Genomic DNA, 26,872 nt, shown 5'->3' on the forward strand with positions numbered 1-26,872 from the left:
GAAGGAACCTATCGGAGCCGGCGGGTCCTGCTCGATGGCGACAAGACGCTTTCCTCCTGGGCGATGGAGCTGCGAAAGGCTGGCTAACCGCCGGTTGAAGCCGACGGCTCGCCATTTTCTCGCGGGGCGACCCAGCTTGGCCTGAGCGTTACGCGTACAAGCAATCTGATAAAATCAAGAGAGGGATTATGGGGAAGAGATTTTGGGAAGACTTGAACGAGGGGGAACGCCTTTCGTGCAGTCCGGTGGTTTTTGAACAGACCGAAATCATTAACTTCGCAAAAAGGTATGATCCACAGCCATTTCATATCGACGGAGCGATTGCAAATGCATCGATCTTTGGTGGTCTCACCGCGTCATCACTACATACCCTCGCGGCGTGTACCCGTGTTGTGGTGGAAGCACAAGGCGATTTGGCGATTTTGAGCGGACTTGGAATTGATGAGGTAAAGCTATTTAATCCTGTAAGGCCAGGGGATGTTCTTTCTGTTGAAGCTTGCTGGTCAGATCTCAAGCGATCGCGTAGCAAGCCGGACCGTGGCATCGCAGGTTTGAAGTGTAAGGTTTCAAACCAACGGGGGGAGCCTGTTGTCGAATACGGTTACAAATATTTGGTCGCTTGCCGTGATTTCGCTTGACGCCTAACAACCGTCGGGCGGGACAATGCCGCATCCGGATCAAAGATCCGTGGCGGATCTGTTTCGAATGGCGAGACGGAGACGCCTGCGAGGAGACGCCTGCGAGGTTGAGATCACGGATTATCGGGGATAGAATAAGCGGTAACGGGTTCGAACCCCGCTGGTACCGCCAAGCCATTCATGCCTCCGGAGGAGGAAAAAATGACAAATCGCCTTGTTCCTTGCGTCGCCGGCCTGCTTCTCTGCCTGGCCATCATGAGTCCGCCCCGGGCCGCCAGAGGGGATGTGATGGTGGAACGGTTCAACAAGTCGGGAGGCATCCAGGGGATCGGCGCCAGCGAGTCGGCCGTCGTTGAAAAAATAAGCGGGCTGAAAAAACATGAGACGAGCAGCGTCAAGATGACCGGCAGCATAGGCGGATTCCTCGGCAAGATCGCGGGGGACCTGGGGAGCGACGTCATCACGGACATCGACAAGGACGTCGTCCGGACCCTGGATCACAAGAAAAAGGTTTACACCGAGCGCCCCATCACTCTCCCGAAAGAAAAGGAAGAACCCTCCGAGCGGCCCGAAAAGGGCAAGGAGACCAAGAAAGATAAGCCGAAGGTACGAATCGTCCGGAACGAGATCACCGTGAAGGCGACGGGCGAAAGGAAGACCATCAACGGGTTCGACTGCACCCGTTATATCGTCACCTGGCTCATCGAGACCGAGAACATCGAAACCAAGGAGCGGTCGAAAACCACCATGACCAACGACCTCTGGAACACTTCCGAGACGAAGGAGATACGGACGCTGCAGAAGGAGGAGCTCGAATTCGCAAAGGCCTACATGAAGAAATTGGGGATTTCCGTCTCTCCCGAGGAGGCCAAGAAATTCGGGATGACGGCGGTAGCCGGCCAGTTCGGCGACGACGAACCGACCGTGCGGAAGAAACTCAAGGAACTGCAGGAGAAGATGGAAAAGATCAAGGGCTACCCGATCGTTACCGCGCTCAAGTGGGAAGTCGAAGTCCCCGAGGCCTCCCGGCAGGCCGGCAGGGAAAAAGCGGAAAAGGAATCGGAAGGCACCGATCTTTCCGGGGGGGTCGGCGGCCTTCTGGGAGGGCTGGCCAAAAAAGCCGCGAAAAAGAAAGCTGCCGAAAGCATGGAGGATGGTCAGAAAGGCGGGAACGTTCTCTTCGATTTCTACTCGGAGGTAAAAAGGATCGACGTCTCTTCGATCCCCTCGTCCGATTTCACGGTGCCCTCGGGGTACAAGCTGGTCAAGTAACACGGATACGTTTGGAATCCCCACACGAAGCATAAAGAGGGGAAAAATCGATTCGTCAGGAGGTAAATGGGATGTCGAGGAAGCCGACGGAGAGCGAAGAGGAATATTTCGCCCGGCAGGAGTTCGAGCGCAAGAAAAAGGCCGAGGGAGAAAAACAGAAAAATATGGCGGCGGCCGAGAAGAAGCGCCTGAAAGAATTGCATTCCATGCACTGCCCCAAGTGCGGCATGGATCTCATCGAAGTCGAGTATAAGACGCTGAAGGTCGACCGATGCTCGGCATGCGACGGAGTCTGGCTGGACGCCGGCGAACTGGAGGCCGCCGTGAAACTGGAAAAATCGGTCCTCTCCCGTTTTCTCGGCCTGTAGCCGGATAGCGACCAGGGGGACGATCCCGGTACAGCGAGGACACTCCTCAACTTGGCACTTGAGAAAGGAATGTCCCCGCCGGCCCTGCCGTTTGCTTTACTCCCCTTCCGTCAGCAGGTGCGCCCTCGCCAGATCCGCCCATTTGTCGCCTCCGAGAGCCCGCGCGATCCCTTCGACCGGAAAACCGCCGTCCGCCAGGACCGGTCCCACGTTTTCCGGGCCGATCGGGTGGAGTTTTTCGAGCGCGTTCTCCATCCAGGCCCTGGCCAGTTTCCCCGAGAGAAGATTTTTCGTGTCTGCAGTGATCCTGGGGGACTTCACCTTGAGCAGCCAGCCCTTTCCATACGGGTCCTGGCGCAAGAACTCCGGGGACCGGAGAACCTCCTGGTTTACGGCAACGACCTCGCCGTCCACCGGCGACAGCATCGAGACAGGGATGGAACCGACGACGAGGCTCCATCCCTTCTCCCCCTGCGCCAGTCGGGACCCCACGCCGGGAAGCTCGATGGAATCCACCCTTCCGATGAGTTTCTGCGCGAAGTCGTCCAGTCCCACGATGCCGATGGAGCCGGGCTCCGGCCGAAGCCAGCTGTGCCCCTGGTGGTAGAAGAGCCCTTCGGGGACCCGGAACCGCGCGGCGCTCTCCGGCGCGATCCTTGCCCCCGCCCCTGTCCCACGGGGCCAGTACAAGTAGCGGCAAATGAGGACGGACGCCACGAGGAACACGATTGCGATGAGATACTCGATGCCTTTCGTGGCATAGATGTCTATAAAGCGGATGCCTTCCATCGGACGACCTCCTTATCCTCGGCGGTTTCCACCTCCACCGCCTCATGATGAGCCCCGAACACGGGCATCCTGTTGATCACCCATCGGAAGACCCAGAGCTCCATGCAGATAATGGCCGCCGTCACCTCGATCTCCATCCAAGAAGGGTAGTACCGGACGGTCTCGTACCACTTGAACGCGATGACGGAAACGTTGAGCCGGTTCAGGATCACCCCCACCCCCGTGAGGAAGGCGGTGAATTGCACCATTCTCACGCTGCGCTTCCGGATCGCCTGAAGGAACAGGGCGGTCGGAAGGAGGACGAACCCGACGATTTCCACCAGGTACCAATACCCCATCGGTGTGGCAATATGCTCCCACGACTTGTAGTGCACGAAGTCGATCATCTTGATGAAGATGTAGGCGAAGAGGACTCCGACGGCTCCCCTCCCCAGCCCCAGGAGGATGCTGTCGTGGGTAGCATGGAGATCGTGCCCGATCCGGTCCTTGAAGACCCGGCGCGTGAACGTGCTCTCGATGATGACCATGGAGAGGCCCGCGAAGATGCTCGAGATGAAGAACATCACCGGGATGTTGTGCGAATACCACAAGGGGTGGATCTTCGACGGGGCCAGAAGGAAGAGCGCCCCCAGGCCCGACTGGTGCAGCGTCGACAGGGTGATCCCGAAGATGACGGCGCCGGTCGTGAGCCCCGCTACGATCCTGCGCATCCTCGGCCAGTTCAGCCACTCCGCGACCGCCGGGGAAAACTCCACGAGCTCGCAGATCATGTACAAGAGAAAGTGCCAGGCCACCAGGAACATCACCGAGCTGATCCCGAACGAGTTCCCGATGATGGGGTTGATGACGTTCCAGGGACGCCCCAGGTCCAGCAGGAGCGCGCCGGCGTAGAACACGTAGGCGAGGAAGCCGTTCAGGACGGTCACGCGGACGATCGGCTCGTATTTCTTGAACTTCAGGATATGGACAATGAAGGTGAGGACGTAGGCACCGCCGGCGAACGCCACCCCCGTGATCACGTCGAACCCGATCCAGATTCCCCAGGGGTAGTTCTGGGAGAGGTTCGTCACCGCACTGAGCCCGAAAGCGAACCGGATGACGATCAGGACGAGCCCCAGCAGGATGATCGCCCCGCTGATGACGTTGAAGGGCGTCAACATCTTTCCTTTCGGCTTCAGCTCGGACAAAACGAAACGGATGGTGTCCCGCGCCACCAGCCGGAAGGTTACGGCGCCTTCGGCGGGCGCGGGCGCCGCGTCAATCCTTCTCGCCATGGGAGGTCCCCTTTTCGTCCTTGATGATGAGGTTCAGCCCGATGAGGAGAGACGGCCACAGCACGAACACCATGGGCACCGCATACAGGAAGCCCGAGGTAAGCTCGGGATAGGGGGTCGTCCCCAGCTGGGTCTTCAGGTCGATCTTTTCCAGAGGAACGCCGGAGAGGAACAGCCAGCCGGTCCCGCCGACTTCGTGCTCCCCGTAGATGTGGTGGACGTACCGGTCCGGATCCGTGTAGATCCGGGTCCGGGCGATCTCCAGCAGATCTCTCTTCTTCCCGAAGAGTGTCGCCCCGGTAGGGCACACCTCGGCGCAGGCGGGCGGCTTCCCCTTCTGCTGCCGCTCGTAGCAGAAGATGCACTTCCACACGTAGGGGGTGGGGCTGTTGTACTCGAACTTCGGGATGTCGAACGGGCACGCGATCATGCAGTAACGGCACCCCATGCACCGGTCCTTGTGGTAAACGACCGCGGCCTCCTTGGTCTTCTCCATCGCCCGGCACAGGCACGCGGAGGCGCACGCCGGCTGGTTGCAGTGCATGCACTGCCTCCGGACGAAGATCGGCTCGTCCGGCTTCTTCTCGTTCGCGAACCGGTTCACGACCGTGAAGGCGCCCGGGGTGGTCTCCCGCTTCTTCTCGAACACGCTGTCGCTGGAGAAGGAGACATCCGGCTTGGGCAGCTGGTTCGCCTCGTTGCAGGCCTCCTCGCAGGCGCGGCAGCCGATGCACTTCGTCGTGTCGATGAGCATCCCGTTGAACTCGACGCCCCCCTCCGAGGTCTGTTGGGCCTGCGCCGGCTTCCTGCCGCCCGTGAGCAGGGCGCCGCCGGTCATCCCCGCGACCTTCAAGAAATTCCTTCTGCTGATGGCCATGTGTCGTCCCTCTTGTAGAATCCCGCGTCAGCGGAAAAATTTCCGGATCGCGATCTGCAGGATCTCCCCGTCCATGGTTTCCAGGATCCCCTCGGCGTGAGTCCCCCCGTCCGGGAGGGTGACCCCGACCTCCTTGGGCACCGCCCTGTGCAGAGAGAGGAACTCCGCGAAACTCCTCACTTCCTTCTCCAGCCACGCGGAGGCCTCCGCGCCGATCCGGAGCTTTTTCAGGTTCTGGACGATGTTGAAAGGCCGGACCGCGACCGCCCACCCTTTCTCGTAAGGCTCTTTCTTCGCCCCTTGGGGATCGGAGTTGATCTGATCGTTCACCGCGCAGACGACGCCGTCGACGGGCGACACGAACTCGATCCTCTTCCCGGACTGGAGCGCGGCAAACGCCGGTTCGCCCTGTCGAACCTTCACTCCCGTCGCCGGAAGCTCGAACCGGTCGACTCTTCCGAGCACCTCCCGGGCGAACCCGTCCAGCCCCACCTGCACGGTTCCGGAAGGTTCGAGCTTTGCCCAGGTGTGACCGCTGTGGAAGAAAAGACCGCCGGGCAGTTCGTGCGCGGCCCGGTAAGGGAAAATCCTGGCCGGCTCCCCGAGTTCGAGGGACTCCGTCGCCTCCCGCAGCTTTTCCCTCCGCTTGAGGATCAATTCCACCGTGATGAAAGCAAGAACCGTGAGCAGGATGAGAATAACGACCATGGAGCACCTCCCGCGACTACCCTAAAAATTGGCTGATGATCTTCTCCCACTGCGCTTCGGTCAACCTGCCGCTGATATCCGTGATCGCCTCGCCTCCGTCGGTCGCCGTCATTCCCAGATCGGACGCGAACGCCCTTTGCAGCCTTTCGACCTCGGATTCGAGCCATTTCCTGGCGACGTTCTTGTGGTACAGCCCGGTCAACGCATTCCCCTTGAGCCGCATGGAAAAGATCCAGCCTTCGGAATACGGGTCTTCGTTGATGATGGAGGGATCGGCGGCCACCTTGGGATTGACGGCATCGATGACCCCGTTTGCGGGCGCCACCAGGCGAACGGTCCGTTGGCCGGAATGGAGGAGGAAGCAAATGCTGTTCTCCTTCACCGGCAAGTTCTCTCCGGGCACCGATGCGCGGTCTACCTTTCCGATCAGCCTGCCCGCCAAGTCGTCGATCCCGACTCTGGCCTCGTTCTCGTCTTCGCGAGACGGCGCGACCCACAGGTGTTTGGGGTGATAGTAATAATCCGCTTTCAGATGGAATCCGCGGACGGTCTCCAAACCCTTGTCGACGTGGCTTACCTCGTTATACAAGGAGCATTCCTGGAAGTTGGTCGAATTACAGAGGCTTTTCGAGGAGGACATGCTGTCGACGGGGATCATCTTCACCGGAAAGGCCTTGCAGAACGTAACGGTTTTCGTCTCAAGAAAAGGACATTTTCTCTCTTTCATCGCCGCACTCCTTCCTCTCCGGCGGTTCCGTTTCCTCCGTTCACCCCGATCGCATTATTCATGCATGCCCCGATCGCGGCCTCGCCGCCGCGATGATGCCCAGAACGATGTAGGCGATTGCGAGTACGATGTATCCCATCTGTCCAACCTCCCTCTGCGGGGACGCCTTCCCGCGCTCGTGTATACAGCAATGCCCGTGCCGAATCCAGTTCGAAGGCCGCGGACACCCAATATCCTGTCGTTTATTCAGAGAAAACGGATAGAGGTGGCTTCCTTGTACAGAAGGTGAAGGGAAACAACGGTATGTGGAGATTTTCTACACTTCCGGATAGGGATAGAATATGCTTTTAAATTCAGAGGATTGAACTGCTGATAAATTCAACAGTGAATCGACTTCTTCAACACTCCTTCGCTCCGGTCCCCTCCTTTTTCAGGTCGAATTTCTTGATCTTGTTATAGAGCGTGACCCGGTCGATCCCAAGCGTCTGGGCGGACCGGACGATGTTCCACTGGTTCTCGATCAGCACGACCCGGATGTGCTCCTTCTCGACCTCCTCGAGTGATTTCGCCCGGTGGTCCGCTCTTCCAACGATGGAAGGAAGACTGATGTCGGATTCTGTGATGACGTTTCCCTTGGCCACGACCACCGCCCTCTCGATGACGTTTCGCAGTTCCCGCGCGTTCCCCGGCCAATCGTTGTCCATCAGGATCCTCATCGCCCCCTCGCCCACCCCGCGGATCTGCTTCCCCATTTCGATATTGAATTTTTCGATGAAATGCTCAACCAGGAGCGGAATGTCCTCCCTCCTCTCCCGCAGGGGAGGAATCTGGATGGAAATGACGTTCAGCCGGTAATAGAGGTCGGCCCGGAAACGTCCCTCCTCGATGGCTCTTTTCAAATCCCGGTTCGTCGCCGCGAGGATCCGCGAACTGATGGCGATCAGGTCCGAACCCCCGACGCGCCGGAACAACCGTTGCTCCAAAACGCTGAGGAGGTCCATCTGCAGCTTGAGGCTGATGTCGCCGATCTCGTCCAGGAAGAGGGTCCCGTCCTGGGCGAGCTCGAGCTTCCCCCGCTTGATGGCATTGGCCCCCGTGAACGCCCCCTTTTCATGTCCGAAGAGCTCGTTCTCCAGCAAGCTCTCCGTAAGCGCAGCGCAGGACACGGAGATGAACGGAGCCTCGCTCCGGGGGCTTTCGTCGTGGATCGCCCTCGCGAGCAGCTCCTTTCCCGTCCCGCTCTCCCCCTGGATGAGGACCGTCGAGCTGCTCTTCGCTACGGTTCGCGCCAGGTCGAAGATCTCCAGCATCTTCTCGTTCTTGCTGATCATGTCGCGCAGCTTGTACTGTTTCTTGAGCTCTTTCCGGAGGAACAGGTTCTCCCGGACCAGCTTGTGATGGTCCACGATCTTCCGGATCGTCAGCGAGATGTCGTCGGGGTTGAACGGCTTGACGAAATAATCGTAGGCGCCCTTCTTCATCGCCTTCACGGCGGTATCGACCGTAGCGTAGGCGGTCATGATGATGACCAGCATCTCGGGGTGGGTCTTCCGGACCTCCTCCATCAGCTGAATCCCGTCCATCCCGGGCATCTTGAGGTCCACCAGCATCAGGTCCCAGACCTTCGCGGGGAGCCGTTCCAGCGCTTTCTTTCCGCTCTCCACGGCCTCCACGTTGTATCCGTCCTCCTCAAGCCAGCTGCCCAGGGAGTCCCGGACGATCTCCTCGTCGTCCACTACCAGGATATTGACGCTCTTTTCCACCGTCATTCATCCCTCCCTACCCCTGTTTGTGACTCCACTGCCATCTGGCAGGCTCGGCAAAAGGACCGCCCCTTGCTGTCGACGTCGATCACGGTATTCGAAAGGTACATCACGCAATCCCTCGACGGGCAATGGATGAGCCCGAAGGTGTGCCCCAGCTCGTGGAGGCTCTCCTTGCGCAGCCTCTCGAGGAGCAGCGGCCTGTCGGGCGCCATGCCGTAATGCTCCTGGCGCAGCCTGGCGAGCGAAACCACGGCGACCGTCCCTCCCAGCTGGGCCTCGCCGAATACGTATGTCAGAATCGGGATGCAAATATCCTTGTCGGTTATCCCCAGGAGCTTGAGCGCGTCCTCCGGAACCTCCTTGAGCATCACCTTGAGGATCTTCGTCGAGTAATACTGGTTCCGTCCGGCCTCGTAGCTTTCTGGGGGCAGGGGGATCGAGGGCATCGCCCTGGCGGTCGCCCAGAGGCAGTCACCCATCTCTTTCACCAGCCATCGGAGGATCTCCGGTTCCACCGTCCCAACGGGTTGGATATAGATGACGTTTCCGATTTTTTCAGCTTTCCTTTACGAAATGGGAAGCGTGACCCGGACATTCGTTCCCTTCCCGGGGCTGCTGTCGATTTCCACATTGCCATTGTGCCGGGTCACGATGCCATGCACAACCGAAAGGCCCAGCCCGGTCCCCTTCTCCTTCGTGGAGAAGAACGGGTCGAAGATCCGGGCGAGATTCTCCGCCGTGATCCCGACGCCCGTGTCGCGGATGCTCACCGTCGCCGCGTTTGCTTTCCCGTCGTATTCGCCGCTGATCGTCAGGATTCCCCCCCCTTCCATGGCTTCGCAGGCGTTGATCATGAGGTTGATGAACACCTGCTTCATGTGCGCCGGGTCGGCCATGATATCCGGGAGGGGATTCATGCGGTTCACCACCTCGATGTTATTGAGGCTCAGCTTGTTCCGTATGAGGGAGAGGGACTCCTCCACCACCTTGACGAGGTTCAGCTGCTTGCGAACCGGATCCTTCGGCCGGGTGAAATCGAGCAGGTTCTGGACGATGGCGGTCGTCCTCTCGACCTCCCTGCGCATCGTATCGAGGTATCCCCTGTACGTTTCGACGTCCTCCTCCCTGAACGGTCCCTGCTCGATCTTCCTCTCCATGAGCCGGATATACGTGTAGACGCCGGTCAGCGGGTTGTTGATCTCGTGCGCCACGGTTGCCGCCAGCGCCCCGACGGCAGCCAGTTTCTCCGAATGCAGGAGCTGGGACTGGGTCGCCTTGAGCTCCTTCGTCCGCTCCTCCACCTTGTGTTCCAGGTTCCGGATCCCCTCCCGGATCTCTTCCTGGGCCTTCTGAAGGTCCCGGGTCATCTGGTTGAACGATGTGGCCAGGTGCCCCATCTCGTCGTTCGTTTTAACGGGGATGAATTGGTCGAGATCGCCACCGGAGATCCGTTTCGTTCCGAGTACAAGCTCCTTGACCGGCCGTTCGATGAAATGAAAGAGGATGAGTGCGACGATGATGCAGATGGCGACGATCGAGACGACGCTGACGAGAAGGACCTGGCTGCGGGCCTTGGCCATCTGTGCGTCCACGTCTTCCAGGTTCATGGTGACGTCGATCACCCCGAGGACCTTCATCGATTCGGGATGCGCGTGGCATTTCGCGGAGGAACAACCCTCCTCGTTGTACAAGGGATTGATGATCCCGAGAATGCGGTGCCCCTCGCCCCGGGTTTCGTCACGGTTCGTGGAGAAGAAGGTCCGGCTCCGCACGGACGACTCCAGCCTCTCGAGCGGACGAGCCTCCGAATGACACCCGTAGCAGGCTTCCGCACGCTTGTTGACCATCGCGCCCTCCTCCGATTTGTCGCTGGAATAGAGGATCTTCCCTTCGTTGCTGTAGATCCGGACCCTCTCGATCCCCTCCTGCTGCCCGATCGTCTCCATGATCTTGTAGGCGGCCTCTTTCCGGTTTTCGAGCATGTCATTCTGGATCGATTTCTTGATCGTTTCGCTCAGCTGCGAAGCGGTCCGGAGGGTCGAATGGTCGAGGTTCTCCTTCTGGATGGTGAGGTTGATGTAGGCCAGTGCGCCGTTCACGATCAGGATCATCCCGACGACGCACAGGACGATCTTCACGCTGATGCTGTTGTACCAGTTCATAGCTTGTACACAATATACTTCGATTGCCCCCCGGGGGAAGCAAAAACCGCACCGTTCTGCCCTCTGACGCCCGAAGGCCCCCCCTTAGCGCCGCTCGGGATTCGCGGGGTCGAACGCCCTTCCCCCCAAGAACGTTGACTCCCCGTCAAAAACAGGAAAAAATGATCTGTTATTACCGGTTCCCCGGGGAAAGAATGCAGAAATCGGTTTTTTACGCCATCGCAGGAATTTCCATCGCAGTCACGGCTGCCTCCCTCGGCTTCTCGGCGAGCCGTCTCCTCACCGCCCGGTCCTTTGCCCCTCCACCCGCCGTGGCGGCCCGCAGTACGGCTGCGGACACCGCGAGGACGGTGTCCCTTCCTCCGGAACGGTGGACGAATCTCTTCGCCCCGGACAAGGGAATGGAAATCCCCTCCAAGGTCGCAGGATCCGGGGGAAAGGCCGCGGCGCCGAAAACGAACTTCGTGCTCCTGGGCACCGTAACGTCCGACTCGCGGCAGGCCAGACGGGCAATTCTGTGGGCGGAAGGAATGAAGGAACCGAGACTCGAAAGGGAGGGGGCCGAACTGGAGCCCGGCGTCCGCCTGTCCCTGGTCGAGCGGGATTTCGTATTTCTGGACCGCGGTAAAGAGCGCGAAAAGCTTGAGCTCCTCCCGGTGGGATCGAAGACGCGGGCCGTCGCTCCCCCGGCGGCTCCCGTGACCGGTGCCGGCGCCTCCGCTCCCGCCGCCGTCCCAGGGGAGATCCGCGTCACCCGGCTGGGGGATAATCTCTTTTCCCTGGATGAAGCGACGGTGAGCCAGCTGACCGGCAACATCAACCAGTACATGACCAACGTCCGTCTGATACCGTACTTCGAGGGAAACAAGTCCGCGGGCTACCGCATCGCGGCGATTCGCCCGGGGTCGGCGTTCGAACAGCTGGGGTTCCGGGGGGGGGACGTAATCCAGCAGGTCAACAGCGTAGAGCTTTCCACCCCCGACAAGATATTCACGATCTTCCAGAACCTGAAGGACGAAAAGCGCGTCACGGTCGACATCCTCCGGCAGGGGCAGAAAAACTCGATCAATTACGAAATCCGATGACCAGGGAGCAAGCTATGAGAAAATGGTTCTCAGGCCTTGCGGCCTTATGGCTTCTCGCCGCGCCGGCTTTCGCGGCGGACCTCCCCCAGGCGGGAGGTCCTCAGACGACGGCCGACAACCAGGCAGCGACCGTCCCCCCCGGGGAGGCAAAGTCCGCGGCTGCCCCCGCAGTGGAGGCCCAGGCTCCGTCTGCCCTGTCTGAGGAAGCCAAGCCCACGGCTCCACCTGCCGGGGAGGGAAAACCTCCGGTGATCTCGACCGAGGAGGTAAAACCCGCGGCCGACCCGGCCGTGGAGGTCAAGCCCGCGGCTCCACCCGCAGAGGAAGTCAAGCCCCCTGCTGCGGCGACTGAAGCCGTGGAAGCGAAGAAGCCGCCGGTGTTTATTTCCATGGATTTCACCGACGTGGATCTTCCCGTCCTGGTCAAGTTCATCAGCGAGCAGACCAAGAAGAACTTCATCTTCGACGAAAAGCTGCAAGGGAAGATCACCATTATCTCCCCGCGGAAAATCAGCGTCGAAGAAGCCTACAACGTCTTTCTCTCGGTCCTCCACGTGAAGGGATTCACCACGGTGGAGCAGGGAAATACCATCAAGATCGTCCCTCTTCGGGAGGCCAAGCAGGAGAGCATCCCCACGGCGAAAGAGGGCGAGTCCGCTCCCGCCTCCGAGTTCATCACCCGCCTGATCCCGCTTCAATACGTCGACACGACCGAGGTCGTCACCCTGCTGACGCCGATCGTTTCCAAGGACGGCCTGCTGACCTCGTTCCCCGCGTCCAACACCCTGATCCTCATCGACTCCCGGGCCAACATCGACCGCATCCTGAAGATCCTCGCCGTGATCGATGTCGAAGGCACCTCGGCGATCCTCCGGATCTATCCGTTAAGGCTCGCGTACGCCGCCGAGGTCGGCAAGACGTTGGAGGCGCTCTATCAAGAGGCGCCGGCGCCTGCCGGCGCACGGCGTAGCCGGTTCGGAAAAGCACGGGGAACCCCCCCGAAATTCATCCCGGACCTCCGGACCAACAGCCTGATCGTGCTGGCGAGCGGGGACATGCAGTCCGACATTGAAGCATTGCTTTCGAAGCTCGATATCCCGGCGCCGGAGAACACCGGGAAGATCAACGTCTATTACCTCGAAAACGCCGACGCCGAAGAAGTCGCCAAGGTCCTCTCCAACCTGTCGGAGCGGCGGCCCGGCTCCGTCCCGACCGCGCCCGGTGCCGCTCCAGGAACGGTCAGAGGGGTCATCACCGCGGAGCTCGAAAGCGGGGTCCGGATCACCCCGGACAAAGCCACCAATTCCCTCATCATCATCGCCTCCATCAACGACTACAAGACGCTTGTGGACGTCATCAAGAAGCTCGACATCCGGCGCCGCCAGGTTTACGTGGAGGCGCTGATCATGGAGATCACCCTCAACAAGGGGCGCGACGTCGGCGTGGAGTTCCGCGGCAGCGCCGAAACCCGGAACCAGGGTGCCGTCATCGGCGGCACGAATTTCGATTTCAAGGGAAACATCAACGAGCTGTTCGCCGCCCTGGCCACAGGCAACCCCCTGCTGTTCGGCGGCACGGGACTGATCGCCGGGGGAATCGCGGGAAAGGTCAAGCTGCCGGACGGGACGGAAGTACCAGCGATCACGGCCGTGCTGCGGGCCGTCCAGAACCGGGACAACGTCAACGTCCTCTCCTCCCCCCACCTGCTGACGCTGGACAACAAGGAGGCGGAGATCATCGTCGGCCAGAACGTGCCGTTCATCACCAGTCAGGCACAGAACACCACGAACCTCGCCAACATCATCAACACCGTCGAACGGAAGGACATCGGAATCACGCTACGGTTGACGCCGCACATCCACGAGAGCGAATACGTCAGCCTCGACATCTACCAGGAGTCCTCCGCCATCCTGGGGACCTCGATCCTGAACGTCAACCAGGTCGGACCCACGACAACGAAGCGTTCGGCCAAGACGAGCGTCCTCGTCCGGAACGATGACACCGTGGTGTTGGGCGGGATGATGCAGGACACCACCAGCGTCTCGGAATCGCAGATCCCCCTCCTGGGGGACATCCCGCTGCTCGGGAACCTGTTCAAGTTCAAGTCGGTCAGCCGCCAGAAGACCAATCTCCTGATCTTTCTGACGCCGCATATCATCAAGGAGACCCAGGACATGGCCCGGGTGACCACGGACCAGCAGAAGAAGATGGACGCGTTCATCGAAGAGAACAAGGAGGAGGTGGAAAAGATCCTCCCCGGGAAGCAGGCGAAGTAATCCCTTGAGCGAGCAGACCCGACAGGAAGCCGCGCAGGGCCTGGAGGCCCTCGCCCCGGAGGCCGAGCTCCTCGGGAAGATCCCCATCGGGTATGCCCGGAAGCACTTCCTTCTACCCTGCCGGGATGCCGGCGGGTCGCTGGTCCTCCTGTCCGGCAAGCAGGAAAGCTCGGAAGCGATCGACGAAATCCGGTTCCTCGCGGGGCCCCTACGCGTTCTCAACGCCCCGGAGGACGTGATCCTCAAGAAGATCGACTCCGCCTACGAGAAAATCCACGCCCCGGAGCGCGAGATCGTCGAGGGGCTCGGGGGCGAGTGGGACCTGGACGTGGAGGCGGCCATCGAGGAGACGAGGGATCTCCTGGAGACCCCCGACGAGGCGCCGGTCATCAAGTTCGTCCACTCCCTCCTCTTCCGCGCCATCAAGGAACGTTCCAGCGACATCCACGTGGAGCCCTACGAGAAGGAGCTCGTGGTCCGGAACCGCGTGGACGGCATCCTCTATCCGACCGTGACAGCCCCGCGGAAATGGCACGCACCGATCGTGTCGCGCATCAAGGTCATGGCTGGCCTGGACATCGCCGAGCGGAGGCTGCCGCAGGACGGCCGGATCAAGATCCGCCTGGGAGGGAACGAGATCGACATCCGCGTGTCGATCGTCCCGACCGCCTTCGGGGAGCGGGCCGTGCTGCGCCTCCTGGACCGTTCGAGCCTGGGGCTCGGCCTCTCGGATATCGGGATGTCCCCCGGCGATCTTTCCCTCTTCGAGCGTTTCCTTTCGCGGTCCAACGGCATCATCCTCGTGACGGGCCCCACCGGCTCCGGGAAGACCACCACTCTCTACGGCGCCTTGCGCCGCCTCGATTCGGGGACCAAGAACATCATCACCATCGAGGACCCGGTCGAATACCAGATCCAGGGGATCGGCCAGATCCAGGTCAACCCGAAGATCCACCTCAACTTCGCCAACGGCCTGCGGTCCATCCTCCGCCAGGACCCCGACATCATCATGGTGGGCGAGATCCGGGACGTCGAAACCGCAGAGATCGCCATCCAGGCGTCTCTTACCGGCCACCTCGTGCTGTCGACGCTGCACACCAACGACTCCGCCAGCGCGGTGACCCGCCTCGTGGACATGGGGATCGAGCCGTTCCTCGTAGCCTCCTCCCTCTCCTTGGTCATGGCGCAGCGACTGGTCCGGAAGCTGTGCCCCGCCTGCCGGGTCCCCTACACCCCGACCGCCGCGCAATGGGCCAACCTGGGGCTCTCCGCCGCCCCTCCCGGGCCGTTCTACGCCGCCAAGGGGTGCGCCAGCTGCATGAACACCGGCTACAAGGGGCGCGTGGGCCTCTTCGAGATCCTTCCCGCCGACGATCGTGTGCGGGCCCTGATCCTCACGCGTTCCGACGCGGACGGCATCAAGTCGTTCGCCGTATCCCGGGGAATGCGGACGATCCTGGCGGCCGGAGCGGAAAAGGCCTGCGCGGGAATCACCTCCGCGGAAGAGGTCCTGCGGGTTACGCAGGAAGATTGACGGATCTGACGGTGCCTATCTACCGCTATACGGCGATCACCAAGGCAGGCATCGAGCAGAAGGGGAGCCTCGACGCGGAAAATCTCCCAGCCGCCCGCAAGAAGCTCCACGCCGACGGGGTGTATCCTCTTGCGGTTACGGAAAGCCGGGAAGGCGATCGCCTCCTCCCCTCTTTTTCCCTCATGGGGAGCCAGGATTTTCTCCCCCTCCTGACGCGGCAGCTCTCCACCCTGGTGGGGGCGGGGGTACCGGTGGTGTCCGCACTTCAGGCCCTGGGCTCGCAGATGGACGACCCGGAGGTTCGCCGGATGATCGCCGACCTGCAGGAGGCGGTCCGCGAGGGGATGCCGTTCGGGAAGGCGATCGAGTCCCACCCCAAGATGTTCCCGGAGCTGTACGCCAGCATGGTGCGCGCCGGGGAGGAAGGCGGGATGCTGCCTCTCTCCCTCTCCCGCCTGGCCGACCACCTGGAGGAGCAGGCGCGGACGCGGAACCGCGTGCGGTCCGCCCTGACCTACCCGATCCTCATGGCCATCGTGGCCGCTGCGGTGGTCGTCTTTCTCCTGACGGTCGTCGTCCCGAAGATCGTCGGGGTGTTTTCCCACCTCGGGAAGGCGCTTCCCCTGCCCACCCGCATCCTGATCGCATTGACGAACGCGCTCACCGCAGGCTGGTGGGTGCTTCTCCTTCTCGTCGCGGGGGGCATCCTGCTGGGCCGGCGATATCTCGCTACCCCTCAGGGAAAGAGGTCCCTGGATTCCCTCCTGCTCCGCCTCCCGCTCACCGGCCGCATCTCCCACCTGTCGGCGCTCTCCCGTTTCTCCCGCACCCTCTCCACGCTCTTGGCGGGTGCAATCCCGGTCGACCGGGCGCTCCGCATCGTCGCCCCGGTGGTGGGGAACACGGTCATCGCGGAGCAGATCGGGGCGGCGGCGGACCGGGTCGTGGAGGGGGCCGCACTTTCCGAGGCCCTTCGGGTGCACGCAGAGATCCCCGCGACTCTTGTGCAAATGGTGGCCGTCGGCGAGGAGAGCGGAAAACTCGATTTCATCCTGTCGAAGATGGCGGACGCCATCGACGGGGAGATCGAAGCGAGGCTGTCCCGTGTGCTCTCGCTGCTCGAACCTCTGATCATCCTGTTCATGGGGATCGTGGTCGCCGGCATCGTCGTCTCGATCCTGTTGCCCTTGCTGGAAATCTCACAGATCGTTCGGTAAGGAGGACGGAATGCACCTACGGAAAACGACAGGGGACCGGCTTCGACGTCAGGCCGGGTTCACGCTCATCGAAATCATGGTCGTTATCGTCATCCTGGGACTGCTGGCGGCGCTCGTGGTGCCCAGGCTGGTCGGCAGGACCGAGGAAGCCAAGCGGACGCAAACCCGCGTACAGATCAAGAACCTCCAGCAGGCGATCGAGCTGTTCAAACTGGACAACGGCTTCTACCCGTCCACCGACCAGCGACTCGATTCCCTGGTGCGGATGCCCGAGACGGGACGGATCCCGAAGAACTACCGAAAGGGAGGCTACCTGGATCGCGTCCCCAAGGACCCCTGGGGGAATCCCTTCGTCTACGTATTCCCCGGGCAGCACGGAGACTACGATATCAGTTCGTACGGCGCCGACGGAGTACCTGGCGGCGAAGGCGAGGATGCCGACGTCAATTCCTGGGATGAGAAATAACCGCGGCTTCACCCTGATCGAGCTCTCGGTCGTCCTTTTCGTCCTGGGGCTCATCCTCTGGCTGGCCGCCCCCCGCCTCGCCTCGGTGGGAGAACCCGATCGCAACGGAGTCTTCCGGAATCTGGCGACCGGATCCGAGGAGGCGTTCGATCTCGCCCTGTTCGGGAAACGGGAAACACGTCTGGTGCTCGATCCCCCCGCGGGGACCTATCAGTTCCGAATCGTGGACGGCAAGAAGGTTGCTTCCCCGAAACCGCTGGGCGGCCGGCTGACGATCACGGGAATCCGCATCGAAGGGTCGGAACGGCCGCTGGACCTCGTCACCGAGATCCGTTATCTCCCTGGAGGAAGGGTCCCCGCCGCCAGGATCTTCTTCCGGGATAGCGGACCGGAAGGCGAGCCGACCGAATGGACGCTCAAAATCAGCCCTTTCGACGGATCCGTGGACGTCCTTCCCGGGACGGTGGTCAAAGATGCGTGAGCGAGGATGCCGTTCAGAGGGATTCACCCTGCTTGAGGTCCTCGTGGCGCTGGCCATCCTGTCGACCACGCTCATCCTTGTCTACCGGGTGATGTCCGAGGCCCTATCGGCCGAGGAACGATCGGAACGGTGGACCACCGCCGCCTATCTGGGGGAAGCCCTCCTGCGCGAAACCACCACGACCTTCCCCGAAGTCAGCGAATCCGAGGGAAGGTTTCCCGGCATGGACAACGCCTACGCCTGGAAGAAAACCGTGAAGCAAGCCATGCACCCCGACGCCCGCGAGGTGGACGTGGCCGTCACGTGGGGCGAGGGCGACCATGAGGAGTCGGTGTCGCTCGCGGGCATCGCCGTCAAATGAAAACGAAGAGACGGCCGGGCGGATTCACGCTCATCGAGATCCTGCTTGCGCTCGCGATCCTGTCGGTGGTCCTCGTGCTGCTGCTCTCTTCCTTCACGGGGGCCGGGCGCGGGCTGGAGGTCCTGACCGACCGCTCGGGCAGCTTCCGGCAGCTGCGGATCGCCATGGACCGCATGGGCACCGACCTCGAAGGCGCCTTCTCCTCCACCGGCGCCGAGGCCACCGCCTTGACGTGCAGCCAGGACCAGTTCATGGGAAAACCCGCTTCCACCCTGATCTTCACGGCCTACTCCCTCCCCGATATCACCGGCGCCCGCCCGCCGTCGGACATGGTCAAGATCAAGTATTTCCCGAAGATCAGCGAGGACGGGAGGTTCATAGAACTTCACCGGGAGCAATCCGACCTTCCCCTGCTGGAGAACAAGATCCCCACAAGCGAGTCCCGGCTGGCGTCCCGCCTGCAGGGCTTCCGGGTCGAATTGTATGACGGGACCACGTGGCTGAAGGATTGGCCGCCCACGGGAAAGAGCAAGTGGACGTTGCCCAGGAAGGCGACCCTGGTGCTCACGGATTTCCTGGGGCAGGAATTCCGGAGGACCATCCTCCTTCCCCTGGCTGGAAAGGAGGCGACGGGGATCTACTCCGGGAAACGGGGAACGACCGGCACAACACCCTCTATAGGGGAACCCCCCGGAGGAGGAGTTCCCGGAAGGGGTCTCCCGGGGGGAGCGGTTCCTCCTCCTCGTGCCGTATGAAGCAGCGAAACGACGCGGGCGTCGCGCTCCTGATCACTCTTCTCGTCCTGGTGCTGATCGTGATCCTGGCCATGGAGATCTTCCGGACCGGTGCCCGGGCGGCGCAGACGGGCGCCTACGGAAGGGACTCCATCCGGGCGACCCTCCTCGCCGAGGCGGGTGTCGCAGCAGCGAGGATCGCCCTGCGGGAAAACGCAAAGGACTTCAAGTACGACACCCTGGACCAGGTCTGGTCCCGGCCCGTGCCTTCCATCGAACTGGGGGATGGGACCATCCAGGTGACCGTGGAGGACGAGGAGCGGAAGATCAACCTGAACCGGCTGATCCTTCCGAACGGGAACGCCCCGGACGAGCAGCGGCTTGCCGTGTTCCGCAAGTTCCTGGCGATTCTCGACATCGACCCATCCATCGCCGACGCCGTGGTCGACTGGCTTGACGTCGACGACACCCCGCGCGTGGGGGGCGCCGAAAGCTCGTACTACCTTTCCCTCCCGTACTCCTACCGGGCGAAAAACGATCTGTTCGACACACTGGACGAACTCCGGCTGGTCCGCGGCATGACGGCCGAGAGATTCGAGAAGCTCAAGCCCTTCGTGACGATCCATTCCTCGGGAACGGTGAACATCAACACCGCCCCGAAAGAAGTTTTCATCGCGCTCTCCGCGGGGCAGGACGCTGCGGAGGCCGGCGAGATCACCGCCGCCATGGCCGACCAGATCATCGAGTACCGGAAGAACAATCCGTTCCAGAACCCGCGGAACATCGGCAACGTCAGCCCCGCACTGAAGGACCTTTACGACAAGACGAGGTTCCGCGACCTGATCGACGTCAAAGGGACTGCGTACCACGTCCGCTCGACGGGAGACCTCTCGGGGACTTTGCGGACCATCGACGCCGTGGGGGTGCGGTCCGGAAATGATATACAATGGCGCTACTGGCGTTTAGAATAAAAACCCATCCTTTTTCATTCCCGGGGGATTGAATGACCCGCATTTTCCGTTTCGCGTTCGTTGTTGTCCTGCTCACCGCCGCCCTGCGGGGAACCGCGGCGGCGGAAATCACCTTCCCGCTGAACGACAACAACGCCGGGGTCTTCGACCAGCCTAACGCTACCCTTAACGGAAACACCGTCTACGTCGCGTTCATCGGCGACACCACCGGCTCGGGGACCTTCCGCGTCTATTTCGCCGCCGTGAACGGCGCCGCCGACTTCACCAATCTCCTTCTGCCGCGGGACAGCACGGTCATCCTCACCCCTCCCGTCGCGATCGACAACACCGGCTCCGGGGGCAACACCCCCTATTTCGACGCCCGCCACCCCAAGATCGCGATGCGGACGGCTACCGAGGCGGTCATCCTTTTCCAGGCGCGGCCCACCCCCTCGGATGTCGTCTACCGGCCGTACATCGCCCGGGTGGCCCTCTCGGGCAACACCGCGACGCTGGTCTCGGTGCGCCAGGTCGGGGGATTCCCCGCCGGCGTGCTCACCACCGGGGATATCGAGGACATCTCTTACAACCTGGTCGTAACGGATAACTCCGTCCGCATGGCCTTCGCCAACCGGTCGACCATCACTGCTACCGCTCCGTTCCACGTTTATTTCGCCCGGGTGGGGTTGGACAACGCCACGGTCGTCGGGACTCCCCTGCTCCTCTCCTCCGGGAACGACAACACCGTGACGGGGAGCGACGGCTTCCGGCCCGTCCCGAACCTGCACATCGATTCGCTGAACAACTCGCACGTCGTATGGGCGGCCAACAACTCCCCGCCTATCCCCTCAGGCATCTACTACTCGCTGGTCACTTCCAACCCCACTTTCGACAACATCGCGATCGGCGCGACGGAAGTTCTCGGGCGGACGTTCTCCTGGGGCCACCCTTCCGTCCATGTAATCTCCACGGCCTCCATCGTCGTTCTGGCAGCGGACGAGTCGTTCCCCGGGAGAGCGGGGAGCATGGGGATCGCCAACCTCAACCCGGACGCCGTGACACCGAAGACCGGGCGTCCGGTTGAGATCGGACAGGTCCGTTTATTCCTGCTGTTCGGGCCCTCCATCCTGCCATCGACGTTCGACCTGTACCATCCGGAGGCGTTTCTCGACGTGCTCCAGCAGATCCACCTCACCGGTTACGGCAACGCGGGCACGGCGGCAACCTATTACGCCATCAGTACGTCGGGCTTGAACCCCTTCATTGATTTCGCGTTCGCGACGGCCCCCATTTCCGTCGGTTTCAACCAGTTCCCGGCGGAGCTTCCCAACGATTACACCACGGCGGGATTCGCCGTACTAGGCGGAAAGACCATCGTTTTCTGGTCGGGCCTGATCCCCGGGAGCGCCAACCGGAACCTCAACTTCACGGCCGTGCCGAACAACTCTTACACACCGGAGGTGGAAGAAGGCTGCTCGATGGTCAAGGATCCACGCGCCGGCGAAACGGAGAGGATCCCCGGCACTTTCCTTCTCTTCCTCCCCGCGATCATGCTCGCCATCCGGCGGATCTCGCACGAATTCCGGCGCACGACCGGGAGGAGCGTTGCGGATTAGCAGATTCGTCCGGGGCCGCTGGTTCCTTGCGGCCCTGGGCGCTCTTCTCTTCATGTTCGTCTCCCTGTCCTTCTTCCTGTACTCCCTGCCGAAGGAAACCATCCTTTCTCCCATGAAATCGGCCCTCGCGGGGCAAGGAATCGAGTTTTCCTGCGAGGACGCCGGCATCGCCTTCCCGCTTCGCCTTGTCTGCAGGAATGCGATCCTGGTCCCCCGCGGCGGAGACGCCCTTTCCCTGGACTCGGTAGTGGCGTCCTGGGAGTGGGCTGGATTGTTTCAGTGGCTGCCGTTCCACTTGACGGCGATGCGCGGGATGGCGACGCTGGACATCCGCACGTCCCCCATGATCTCGAGCCCGGGAAAAGTACGGTTGCGCCTGGCAAGTATCGGTTCGGACGATCTGGCTGCCCTTCTCTCTGCGGCGCCCGGGGCCGGCTTCCTGATCGACTCTGCGGAGCTTCAGTGGAAACGAACGTCTTCGGGTGAGGTTTCCGGATCGGGGGAGGGGTCCCTGTCCTGGCTACGGTTCACGGTCCCCACTCCGGGCTCCCCGGTCCAGGAGGCCCTCCTCCGCAACGTCAAGCTGAAGTTCGTCGTCCGCGAGGGGACCATCCGCGTATCCTCCTTCACGGGATCTTATGAAGGGTCCGACGTCGATGGGACGGGAGAGATCGCCCGCTTCCTCACGCCTTCCCTTTCGACGATCACCTTCCATTTACGGATCCAGAAACCGCTGGAAGGGAGGATCGCCACCCTGTTTGACATGGTGGCGAAAAACGCCAAGAATGCTAATCTGAGAGTCAAAGGGACCCTCCTGTCCCCGACGGGGGAGTTCCAGTTTTTCTAGGACCGCGAATGAAAACCCTTGGCGTCTCCATAACGCGCAATCACCTCTCTGCCCTCCTGCGGGAGCAGTCCCTTTTCTCTTCACGGCTTGGCTTCTCCTGTACGATTCCCTGCAGGGAACCGTACGGCGGACTCGAGGACGCGGCCCGGCTCGCGGAGGAGGTCCGCAAGGGGACCGGCGAGAACAGCCTCCCGACAGTCGTGCTGTCGCTTCCGCCTTCCTGGACCTTTCTTCGACAGATCGAGCTTCCCGTGGAGGACCTCCGGCGCGCGAAAAAAATCCACCTGTCGGAGCTCGAGGGGAACCTGCCGATCGAGGACGAGCAGATCCTGTCCGACCTGCTGCCTTCCCCGTCGGGTTCATCCGGCCGATATCTGGCAATCGCAGCTCGCCGGGAGGCGGTGGAGAAGGCGGTTGCGGTTTTCGCCGGGGCCGGATTCCCACTGGACCGCGTGGTCACCGATCACGTGTCGATCCTCTCCGCGCTTCTTTCCGCGGAGGACCGGCCGGAGGGACTCCTCCTTTCGACTCTCTCCGACATCGTCGTTCTTCGCCTGGAGGGTGGATCGATCCGCTGGGCCCGCCAATTCCCCGACGCCATGGCCTCCGATGCCGGCGAGCTGGCAAAGGAATGGCAGGAAATTATACGGACCGATCCGGCCGCGGGCGCCCCTCTTCCGGTCACCGTGCTGGGCGAGGTTCCCGCCGCCCTGTCGAAGGAATTGGCCGACGCGACCGGGTTCATGCGGCCCGCCGGCCTCGCCGAAGAAATATCTCTTTTGGCCTACGGTGCCGCGCTGGCGCCTTCCTTGTCGACCGAGCTCGGAGGGTTTTCCCTCCGGACGTCCGCCGAGGCCGAGTCGGAACGGGAACTGGAGAAACGAAGGGTTCGCATCGCATCCGCAGCCGCCGCCGTGGCCGTCCTGTCCGTTTTCGGATCCCTCGAGGTCGCTCGCTGGGCCGAGGCGAAAAAGGTGGCCTCGGTACGAGCGCAGATCCGGAAGGAATTCTCCGAGGCCGTCCCCGGGGTCAAGGTGGTCGTGCAGGAGACGGCCCAGATCCGTGAAAAGATCCAGTCGCTCCGCCGCCAGCAAAAGGAGTTGGGGACCGACTCCCCCGGCCTTTCCGCCCTGCTGATGAAAGTCTCCCAGGCACTCCCGGCGAAGGAAAACATCGCCGTGAGGGAGGTGTCGTTCGACGCAGGGAGGCTGCGACTGACCGGCGAGGCGGGTGCCGCGCCGATCGTGGAGACGTATCGTTCCGCCCTTTCCACCGCGCTCGGGCCGGAAATGATCGTGACCGTCCAGGAGTCGCAGGGCAGCGCGAGGGCCGGCAGTCTCCGGTTCACCATCCTCATCGATAAAGGAACCCCTGCCCGTGCTTCGTAGCCGCGAAAGAACGATCCTCATCCTGGGGGGAATCGCGGCAGCGGCGATCCTGCTGCTGTCGTTCGTGGTGATCCCGGACGCGGCCAAGGTGAGAAGCCTTTCGCGCCAGTTCTCCCTTGCCGAAAAGGACCTGTCCGACCTTCGAAAGATGCGTCCCGAGCTGGAGCGGTCCGATCGCGACATGCGCCAGAAGAGCCTGCGCGTCACGGCCGCCGCCAACGCGAAGGAATCTCCTCTCGCCCGCCTGACCGCGGCCCTTCAAGAGGCCGGATTTCCGCAGTCGGCGTTCAGTCTCAAATCCACCGGCGGCAAGGATGGGGAATCCTTTCGAGAGGAGTCCTTCGATTTCAAGATCGAGAACCTGACCTACCTGGAGGCGGTCCGGCTGGTCTCCCGGATGGAAAACGGTCCGCTTCCCACCATCATCCGCTCCGCCCAGTTGAAAAACCGCTACGACGACAGCAAATACCTCGACGCGACATTCCGGATCGGGTTCCTCCTCCCCCTGAACCGATGATCCGCCGGTTCGCAGCCTTTCTTCTGATCGCTTCCCTTCTTTGTCCCGGATGCAAGGAGGACAAGCCCCGGGTCGAGCTTACGCCCGAGGACAAGGAACTGCTGCGCGCGAAAGCCGACGAAAAGATCGGGATCGTCATCATGGAAAATCTGCCGGCCCTTTTTGCCGGCGTGGTGGTTTTCCGCTCGGATGCTTTCGTGTCCCAGTCCCGCATGCTGGACCAGGCGAACCTCTCGGTCCTCAACATGTTCGGCAACACGGCCATCCTCCTCCTCAACAGCCCGGACATCCCCCCGCTGTTGAAGGAGCGGTCGGTGAAAAAGATCTACTACCTCTGCCGGCAGGGAGCGCTTCCCCGTCTGGACCCGGCCTTCGAAATGGACATCATGCGCCGGTTCGGGGAGGGGAAGGAGGACGATCCGATCGATTTTCTCATCCGGTTCCGGGAGCCGCCAGGCGAAAAGGACGAAAAGCTCGTGGAGGCCGCCGGGTTCACAATCCAGGCGCGGACCGGCACCATCTGGGTCGTCACGGGCCCACTCCGTCACCTCCCCCGCCTCCTGGAGAATGACCGAATAATTTATTACGAAGCGGCATCTAAAGCTCGAACAAAATAACCGAACAGGGACCTTCGTGAGCAGAACCGTTTTTTATAAATCCCTCGCCCGTTTCTGCTTCATACTCGTGGCCGCAATCTCCCTGTCGGGGGTCGATGTATCCCCTGATAACAGGAAGATCGAACCTTTTCTTCTTGCGACCGACCAGCCTGCCGTCGTGGCCGCTCAAAGGAAAATGATGGAAGCGGCGGGGCCCCCGGACCTTCCCGTCCCTGTTTTTATCCACATGAAAAGCGACGACCCGGAACTTCCGGCAAGGCTCGGGAACCTGGGAGGAAGCGGCAGGCCGGTCCATTCGCGGTTATACACGGGACGAATTCCAAGGGATGCGGCGCGATACATATCGAACTGGCCGCAGGTGGCCTACATCGAAAGCGCCAAGCGTGCGAAGCCGCTCCTCGATCTGAGCCGTCCCGCGGTCTCGGCGGACAACGTGCAGGCAGGAACCGGATTGCCGGCTCCCTTCAACTTGGGAATTACCGGCACGGGAATGTATGTCGCAGCGGTGGACACCGGGCTCTCTGGAAACCACCTGGACTTTCATACCGCCGGGCAGGGTTCTCCCTCCCGCGTGGTTCACACCTACGCCTCTCCCAACCTGGCCTCGCTCGGCCTTTCCCCCGACCCGTTGGTAGACGAAGACGGCCACGGCACGCACGTGATGGGGATTGCCGCCGGCAACGGCTTCTCCTCGGCGGGAAAGTACACCGGTATGGCGCCGGACGCGGGGATCTTAATCGGGAAGACCTCTTTTTTCACGACGGACATCATCACGGCGGCCCAGAATCTCATCTCGTTTGCCGAAGCGAATTCAAGGCCGATCCCCTTGAATTTGAGCCTCGGGCTCATGCTTGGCCCGCACGACGGCAGCAGCGGGTTCGAAAGCGGCATTAACTCGCTTGCGGCAGGCCCCGCGGGGAGCAGGCGGCTCATCGCGGCTGCGGCGGGAAACGAAAGCGGAAAAAACGAGCACTTTCAGACAAGCATCGATTCCTTCGGGACGGCCTCTATACCCCTCTCCCTCAAAGGCCCCCCACCGCCGGGAGTGCCTGAATACGTGGATATATGGGCAGAGGGGGAAGACCAGTTCAAGGTTACCGCCACAATGGGATCCGATGTCGTCACCGTCCCTTCGGGAAGTTCCGGTTCCTCGCCGGGCGGCAGGATCTCCGTTTCCAACAGGTTTGGCGGTCCGCACCCTATCAATGGCACCACATATATATTCGTCACCTTCATCCCTTTGGCGGGAGGCGGGCCGGCGACCATCCGGCTGGATCGGACTCGGAACGGAAAAACAGGGAAAGTGGACGCCTACATCGACGACAGGTATGGCACTTTCGACGTCGCGACGGATTCCGGCACTATCACAGAGCCGGCCAACGGAAGCGCTGTCGTCTCTGTTGGTTCATATAATACGAAGACCTCCGGCGGATCTTCGGCCGCCCAGAACCTATCCTCTTTCAGCAGCCTGGGGCCGACGCGCGACGGCCGGTTGAAACCGGACGTAACGGCACCGGGCTTTATCATTTACTCGGCCAAGTCCCTTGATCGGACCTGGCCGCCCTCCGAGCTCGTCCCGGGGGACAACAACTATGTCATCATGGCGGGCACCAGCATGGCCACCCCGCACATAACCGGCATCGCGGCGCTTGCGTGGCAGTCCAACTCAAGCCTCACCGGCGCGCAGATGCGGGAGCGGATCAAGAGGACGGCGAGCGCCCCCACGGATGGGTCTGCCGCTCCAAACACCACGTGGGGATACGGAAAGGTAAACGCGCTTGCCGCAGTGAGGAATTCCGTCGCATCGATCACCGCGCCCGCAACGGCGGTCCCAGGTTCACAGGTATCTCTGACATCCGAGAACAGTTCCGGGGCCTTCGGGAACCCACTTACACCGTACGCCTGGTCGCTGACGGTGAAACCCGCCGGTTCGGGGGCCTCCCTCAGCACACCGTTTTCCGCATCTTCCGGATTCACGCCGGATGTGCCGGGGGACTACACCGTCACGCTGACCGTATCCCAGGCAACCCCAGCAGGCACACCCGCAAGGAGCGCCACCGCAACCGTTCATGTGAACAATATCCCGAGCGTGGCATCGGTTACCGGACCCGCTTCTTCCGACAATCTTGCTCCGGTTTCTTTTAAAGGGACGGGATCCGATCCGGACGGTCAAGCACTTGCCTTCCACTGGGTCCTGGTTTC

At 61.8% G+C, this 26,872-nt stretch carries 25 protein-coding genes; 17 read left to right on the forward strand and 8 right to left on the reverse strand.

Annotated elements, in window-relative coordinates:
- Nucleotides 1-839 precede the first annotated feature (839 nt).
- Both A2Z13_04920 and A2Z13_04925 read left to right on the forward strand, forming a co-directional pair.
- On the forward strand, nucleotides 840-1,910 hold the full coding sequence (locus A2Z13_04920; protein OGP78745.1) for a hypothetical protein: 1,071 nt from the start codon (nucleotides 840-842) through the stop codon (nucleotides 1,908-1,910).
- Nucleotides 1,911-1,981: 71 nt separating this feature from the next.
- Complete coding sequence (locus tag A2Z13_04925; protein ID OGP78746.1) at nucleotides 1,982-2,278, forward strand: hypothetical protein; 297 nt, start codon at nucleotides 1,982-1,984, stop codon at nucleotides 2,276-2,278.
- 96 nt (nucleotides 2,279-2,374) lie between these two features.
- On the opposite strand, the gene A2Z13_04930 is transcribed toward A2Z13_04925, so the two are convergent.
- From A2Z13_04930 to A2Z13_04965, 8 genes are all read right to left on the reverse strand, one after another.
- A complete protein-coding gene (locus tag A2Z13_04930; protein ID OGP78747.1) occupies nucleotides 2,375-3,067 on the reverse strand; it encodes a hypothetical protein in 693 nt (230 codons plus the stop codon).
- Nucleotides 3,046-4,227 carry a hypothetical protein gene (locus tag A2Z13_04935; protein OGP78768.1) on the reverse strand — a complete coding sequence of 394 codons (1,182 nt, stop codon included), beginning with the start codon at nucleotides 4,225-4,227 and terminating at the stop codon, nucleotides 3,046-3,048. The genes A2Z13_04930 and A2Z13_04935 overlap by 22 nt, the downstream gene beginning before the upstream one ends.
- 97 nt (nucleotides 4,228-4,324) lie before the next feature.
- Nucleotides 4,325-5,218, reverse strand: a complete 894-nt coding sequence (locus tag A2Z13_04940; protein OGP78748.1) for a hypothetical protein — start codon at nucleotides 5,216-5,218, stop codon at nucleotides 4,325-4,327.
- A 27-nt stretch (nucleotides 5,219-5,245) separates the two neighbouring features.
- A complete protein-coding gene (locus tag A2Z13_04945; GenBank protein ID OGP78749.1) occupies nucleotides 5,246-5,926 on the reverse strand; it encodes a hypothetical protein in 681 nt (226 codons plus the stop codon).
- Nucleotides 5,927-5,942: 16 nt separating this feature from the next.
- Nucleotides 5,943-6,653: a hypothetical protein gene (locus A2Z13_04950; protein ID OGP78750.1), complete on the reverse strand. Its 711-nt coding sequence runs from the start codon at nucleotides 6,651-6,653 to the stop codon at nucleotides 5,943-5,945.
- Nucleotides 6,654-7,051: 398 nt separating this feature from the next.
- Nucleotides 7,052-8,422 (reverse strand): Fis family transcriptional regulator, encoded by a 1,371-nt coding sequence (locus A2Z13_04955; GenBank protein OGP78751.1) that lies wholly within the window; start codon nucleotides 8,420-8,422, stop codon nucleotides 7,052-7,054.
- Nucleotides 8,419-8,970 carry a hypothetical protein gene (locus A2Z13_04960; protein ID OGP78752.1) on the reverse strand — a complete coding sequence of 184 codons (552 nt, stop codon included), beginning with the start codon at nucleotides 8,968-8,970 and terminating at the stop codon, nucleotides 8,419-8,421. Before A2Z13_04960 ends, A2Z13_04955 begins: the two co-directional genes overlap by 4 nt.
- 15 nt (nucleotides 8,971-8,985) lie before the next feature.
- Nucleotides 8,986-10,581 carry a hypothetical protein gene (locus A2Z13_04965; GenBank protein OGP78753.1) on the reverse strand — a complete coding sequence of 532 codons (1,596 nt, stop codon included), beginning with the start codon at nucleotides 10,579-10,581 and terminating at the stop codon, nucleotides 8,986-8,988.
- A gap of 161 nt (nucleotides 10,582-10,742) precedes the next feature.
- Between A2Z13_04965 and A2Z13_04970 the strand changes: the two genes are divergently transcribed.
- From A2Z13_04970 to A2Z13_05040, 15 genes are all read left to right on the forward strand, one after another.
- Nucleotides 10,743-11,666 carry a hypothetical protein gene (locus tag A2Z13_04970; GenBank protein OGP78754.1) on the forward strand — a complete coding sequence of 308 codons (924 nt, stop codon included), beginning with the start codon at nucleotides 10,743-10,745 and terminating at the stop codon, nucleotides 11,664-11,666.
- Between the two features lie 248 nt (nucleotides 11,667-11,914).
- Nucleotides 11,915-13,942: a type II secretion system protein GspD gene (locus A2Z13_04975; protein ID OGP78755.1), complete on the forward strand. Its 2,028-nt coding sequence runs from the start codon at nucleotides 11,915-11,917 to the stop codon at nucleotides 13,940-13,942.
- Between the two features lie 4 nt (nucleotides 13,943-13,946).
- Nucleotides 13,947-15,476, forward strand: coding sequence for a type II secretion system protein GspE (locus tag A2Z13_04980; protein OGP78756.1), 1,530 nt, complete (start codon nucleotides 13,947-13,949; stop codon nucleotides 15,474-15,476).
- Nucleotides 15,477-15,487: 11 nt separating this feature from the next.
- Nucleotides 15,488-16,693, forward strand: coding sequence for a hypothetical protein (locus A2Z13_04985; GenBank protein ID OGP78769.1), 1,206 nt, complete (start codon nucleotides 15,488-15,490; stop codon nucleotides 16,691-16,693).
- A 10-nt stretch (nucleotides 16,694-16,703) separates the two neighbouring features.
- Nucleotides 16,704-17,159: a type II secretion system protein GspG gene (locus A2Z13_04990; protein OGP78757.1), complete on the forward strand. Its 456-nt coding sequence runs from the start codon at nucleotides 16,704-16,706 to the stop codon at nucleotides 17,157-17,159.
- Nucleotides 17,149-17,640: a hypothetical protein gene (locus tag A2Z13_04995; GenBank protein OGP78758.1), complete on the forward strand. Its 492-nt coding sequence runs from the start codon at nucleotides 17,149-17,151 to the stop codon at nucleotides 17,638-17,640. Before A2Z13_04990 ends, A2Z13_04995 begins: the two co-directional genes overlap by 11 nt.
- Nucleotides 17,641-17,683: 43 nt before the next feature.
- Complete coding sequence (locus tag A2Z13_05000) at nucleotides 17,684-18,001, forward strand: hypothetical protein (protein OGP78759.1); 318 nt, start codon at nucleotides 17,684-17,686, stop codon at nucleotides 17,999-18,001.
- On the forward strand, nucleotides 17,998-18,756 hold the full coding sequence (locus A2Z13_05005; GenBank protein OGP78760.1) for a hypothetical protein: 759 nt from the start codon (nucleotides 17,998-18,000) through the stop codon (nucleotides 18,754-18,756). Before A2Z13_05000 ends, A2Z13_05005 begins: the two co-directional genes overlap by 4 nt.
- Nucleotides 18,753-19,706, forward strand: coding sequence for a hypothetical protein (locus A2Z13_05010; GenBank protein ID OGP78761.1), 954 nt, complete (start codon nucleotides 18,753-18,755; stop codon nucleotides 19,704-19,706). The genes A2Z13_05005 and A2Z13_05010 overlap by 4 nt, the downstream gene beginning before the upstream one ends.
- Nucleotides 19,707-19,738: 32 nt before the next feature.
- Complete coding sequence (locus tag A2Z13_05015; protein ID OGP78762.1) at nucleotides 19,739-21,301, forward strand: hypothetical protein; 1,563 nt, start codon at nucleotides 19,739-19,741, stop codon at nucleotides 21,299-21,301.
- Nucleotides 21,291-22,148 carry a type II secretion system protein GspN gene (locus tag A2Z13_05020; protein ID OGP78763.1) on the forward strand — a complete coding sequence of 286 codons (858 nt, stop codon included), beginning with the start codon at nucleotides 21,291-21,293 and terminating at the stop codon, nucleotides 22,146-22,148. The genes A2Z13_05015 and A2Z13_05020 overlap by 11 nt, the downstream gene beginning before the upstream one ends.
- Before the next feature lie 8 nt (nucleotides 22,149-22,156).
- A complete protein-coding gene (locus A2Z13_05025) occupies nucleotides 22,157-23,536 on the forward strand; it encodes a hypothetical protein (protein ID OGP78764.1) in 1,380 nt (459 codons plus the stop codon).
- A complete protein-coding gene (locus tag A2Z13_05030) occupies nucleotides 23,526-24,053 on the forward strand; it encodes a hypothetical protein (GenBank protein ID OGP78765.1) in 528 nt (175 codons plus the stop codon). Before A2Z13_05025 ends, A2Z13_05030 begins: the two co-directional genes overlap by 11 nt.
- Nucleotides 24,050-24,670: a hypothetical protein gene (locus A2Z13_05035; GenBank protein ID OGP78766.1), complete on the forward strand. Its 621-nt coding sequence runs from the start codon at nucleotides 24,050-24,052 to the stop codon at nucleotides 24,668-24,670. Before A2Z13_05030 ends, A2Z13_05035 begins: the two co-directional genes overlap by 4 nt.
- A gap of 16 nt (nucleotides 24,671-24,686) precedes the next feature.
- Nucleotides 24,687-26,872, forward strand: a 2,186-nt coding sequence (locus tag A2Z13_05040) for a hypothetical protein (GenBank protein ID OGP78767.1), incomplete at its 3' end; no start/stop codon positions are given.

The sequence above is a fragment of the Deltaproteobacteria bacterium RBG_16_64_85 genome, assembly GCA_001798885.1.
Taxonomy (GTDB): Bacteria; Desulfobacterota; Deferrimicrobia; order Deferrimicrobiales; family Deferrimicrobiaceae; genus FEB-35.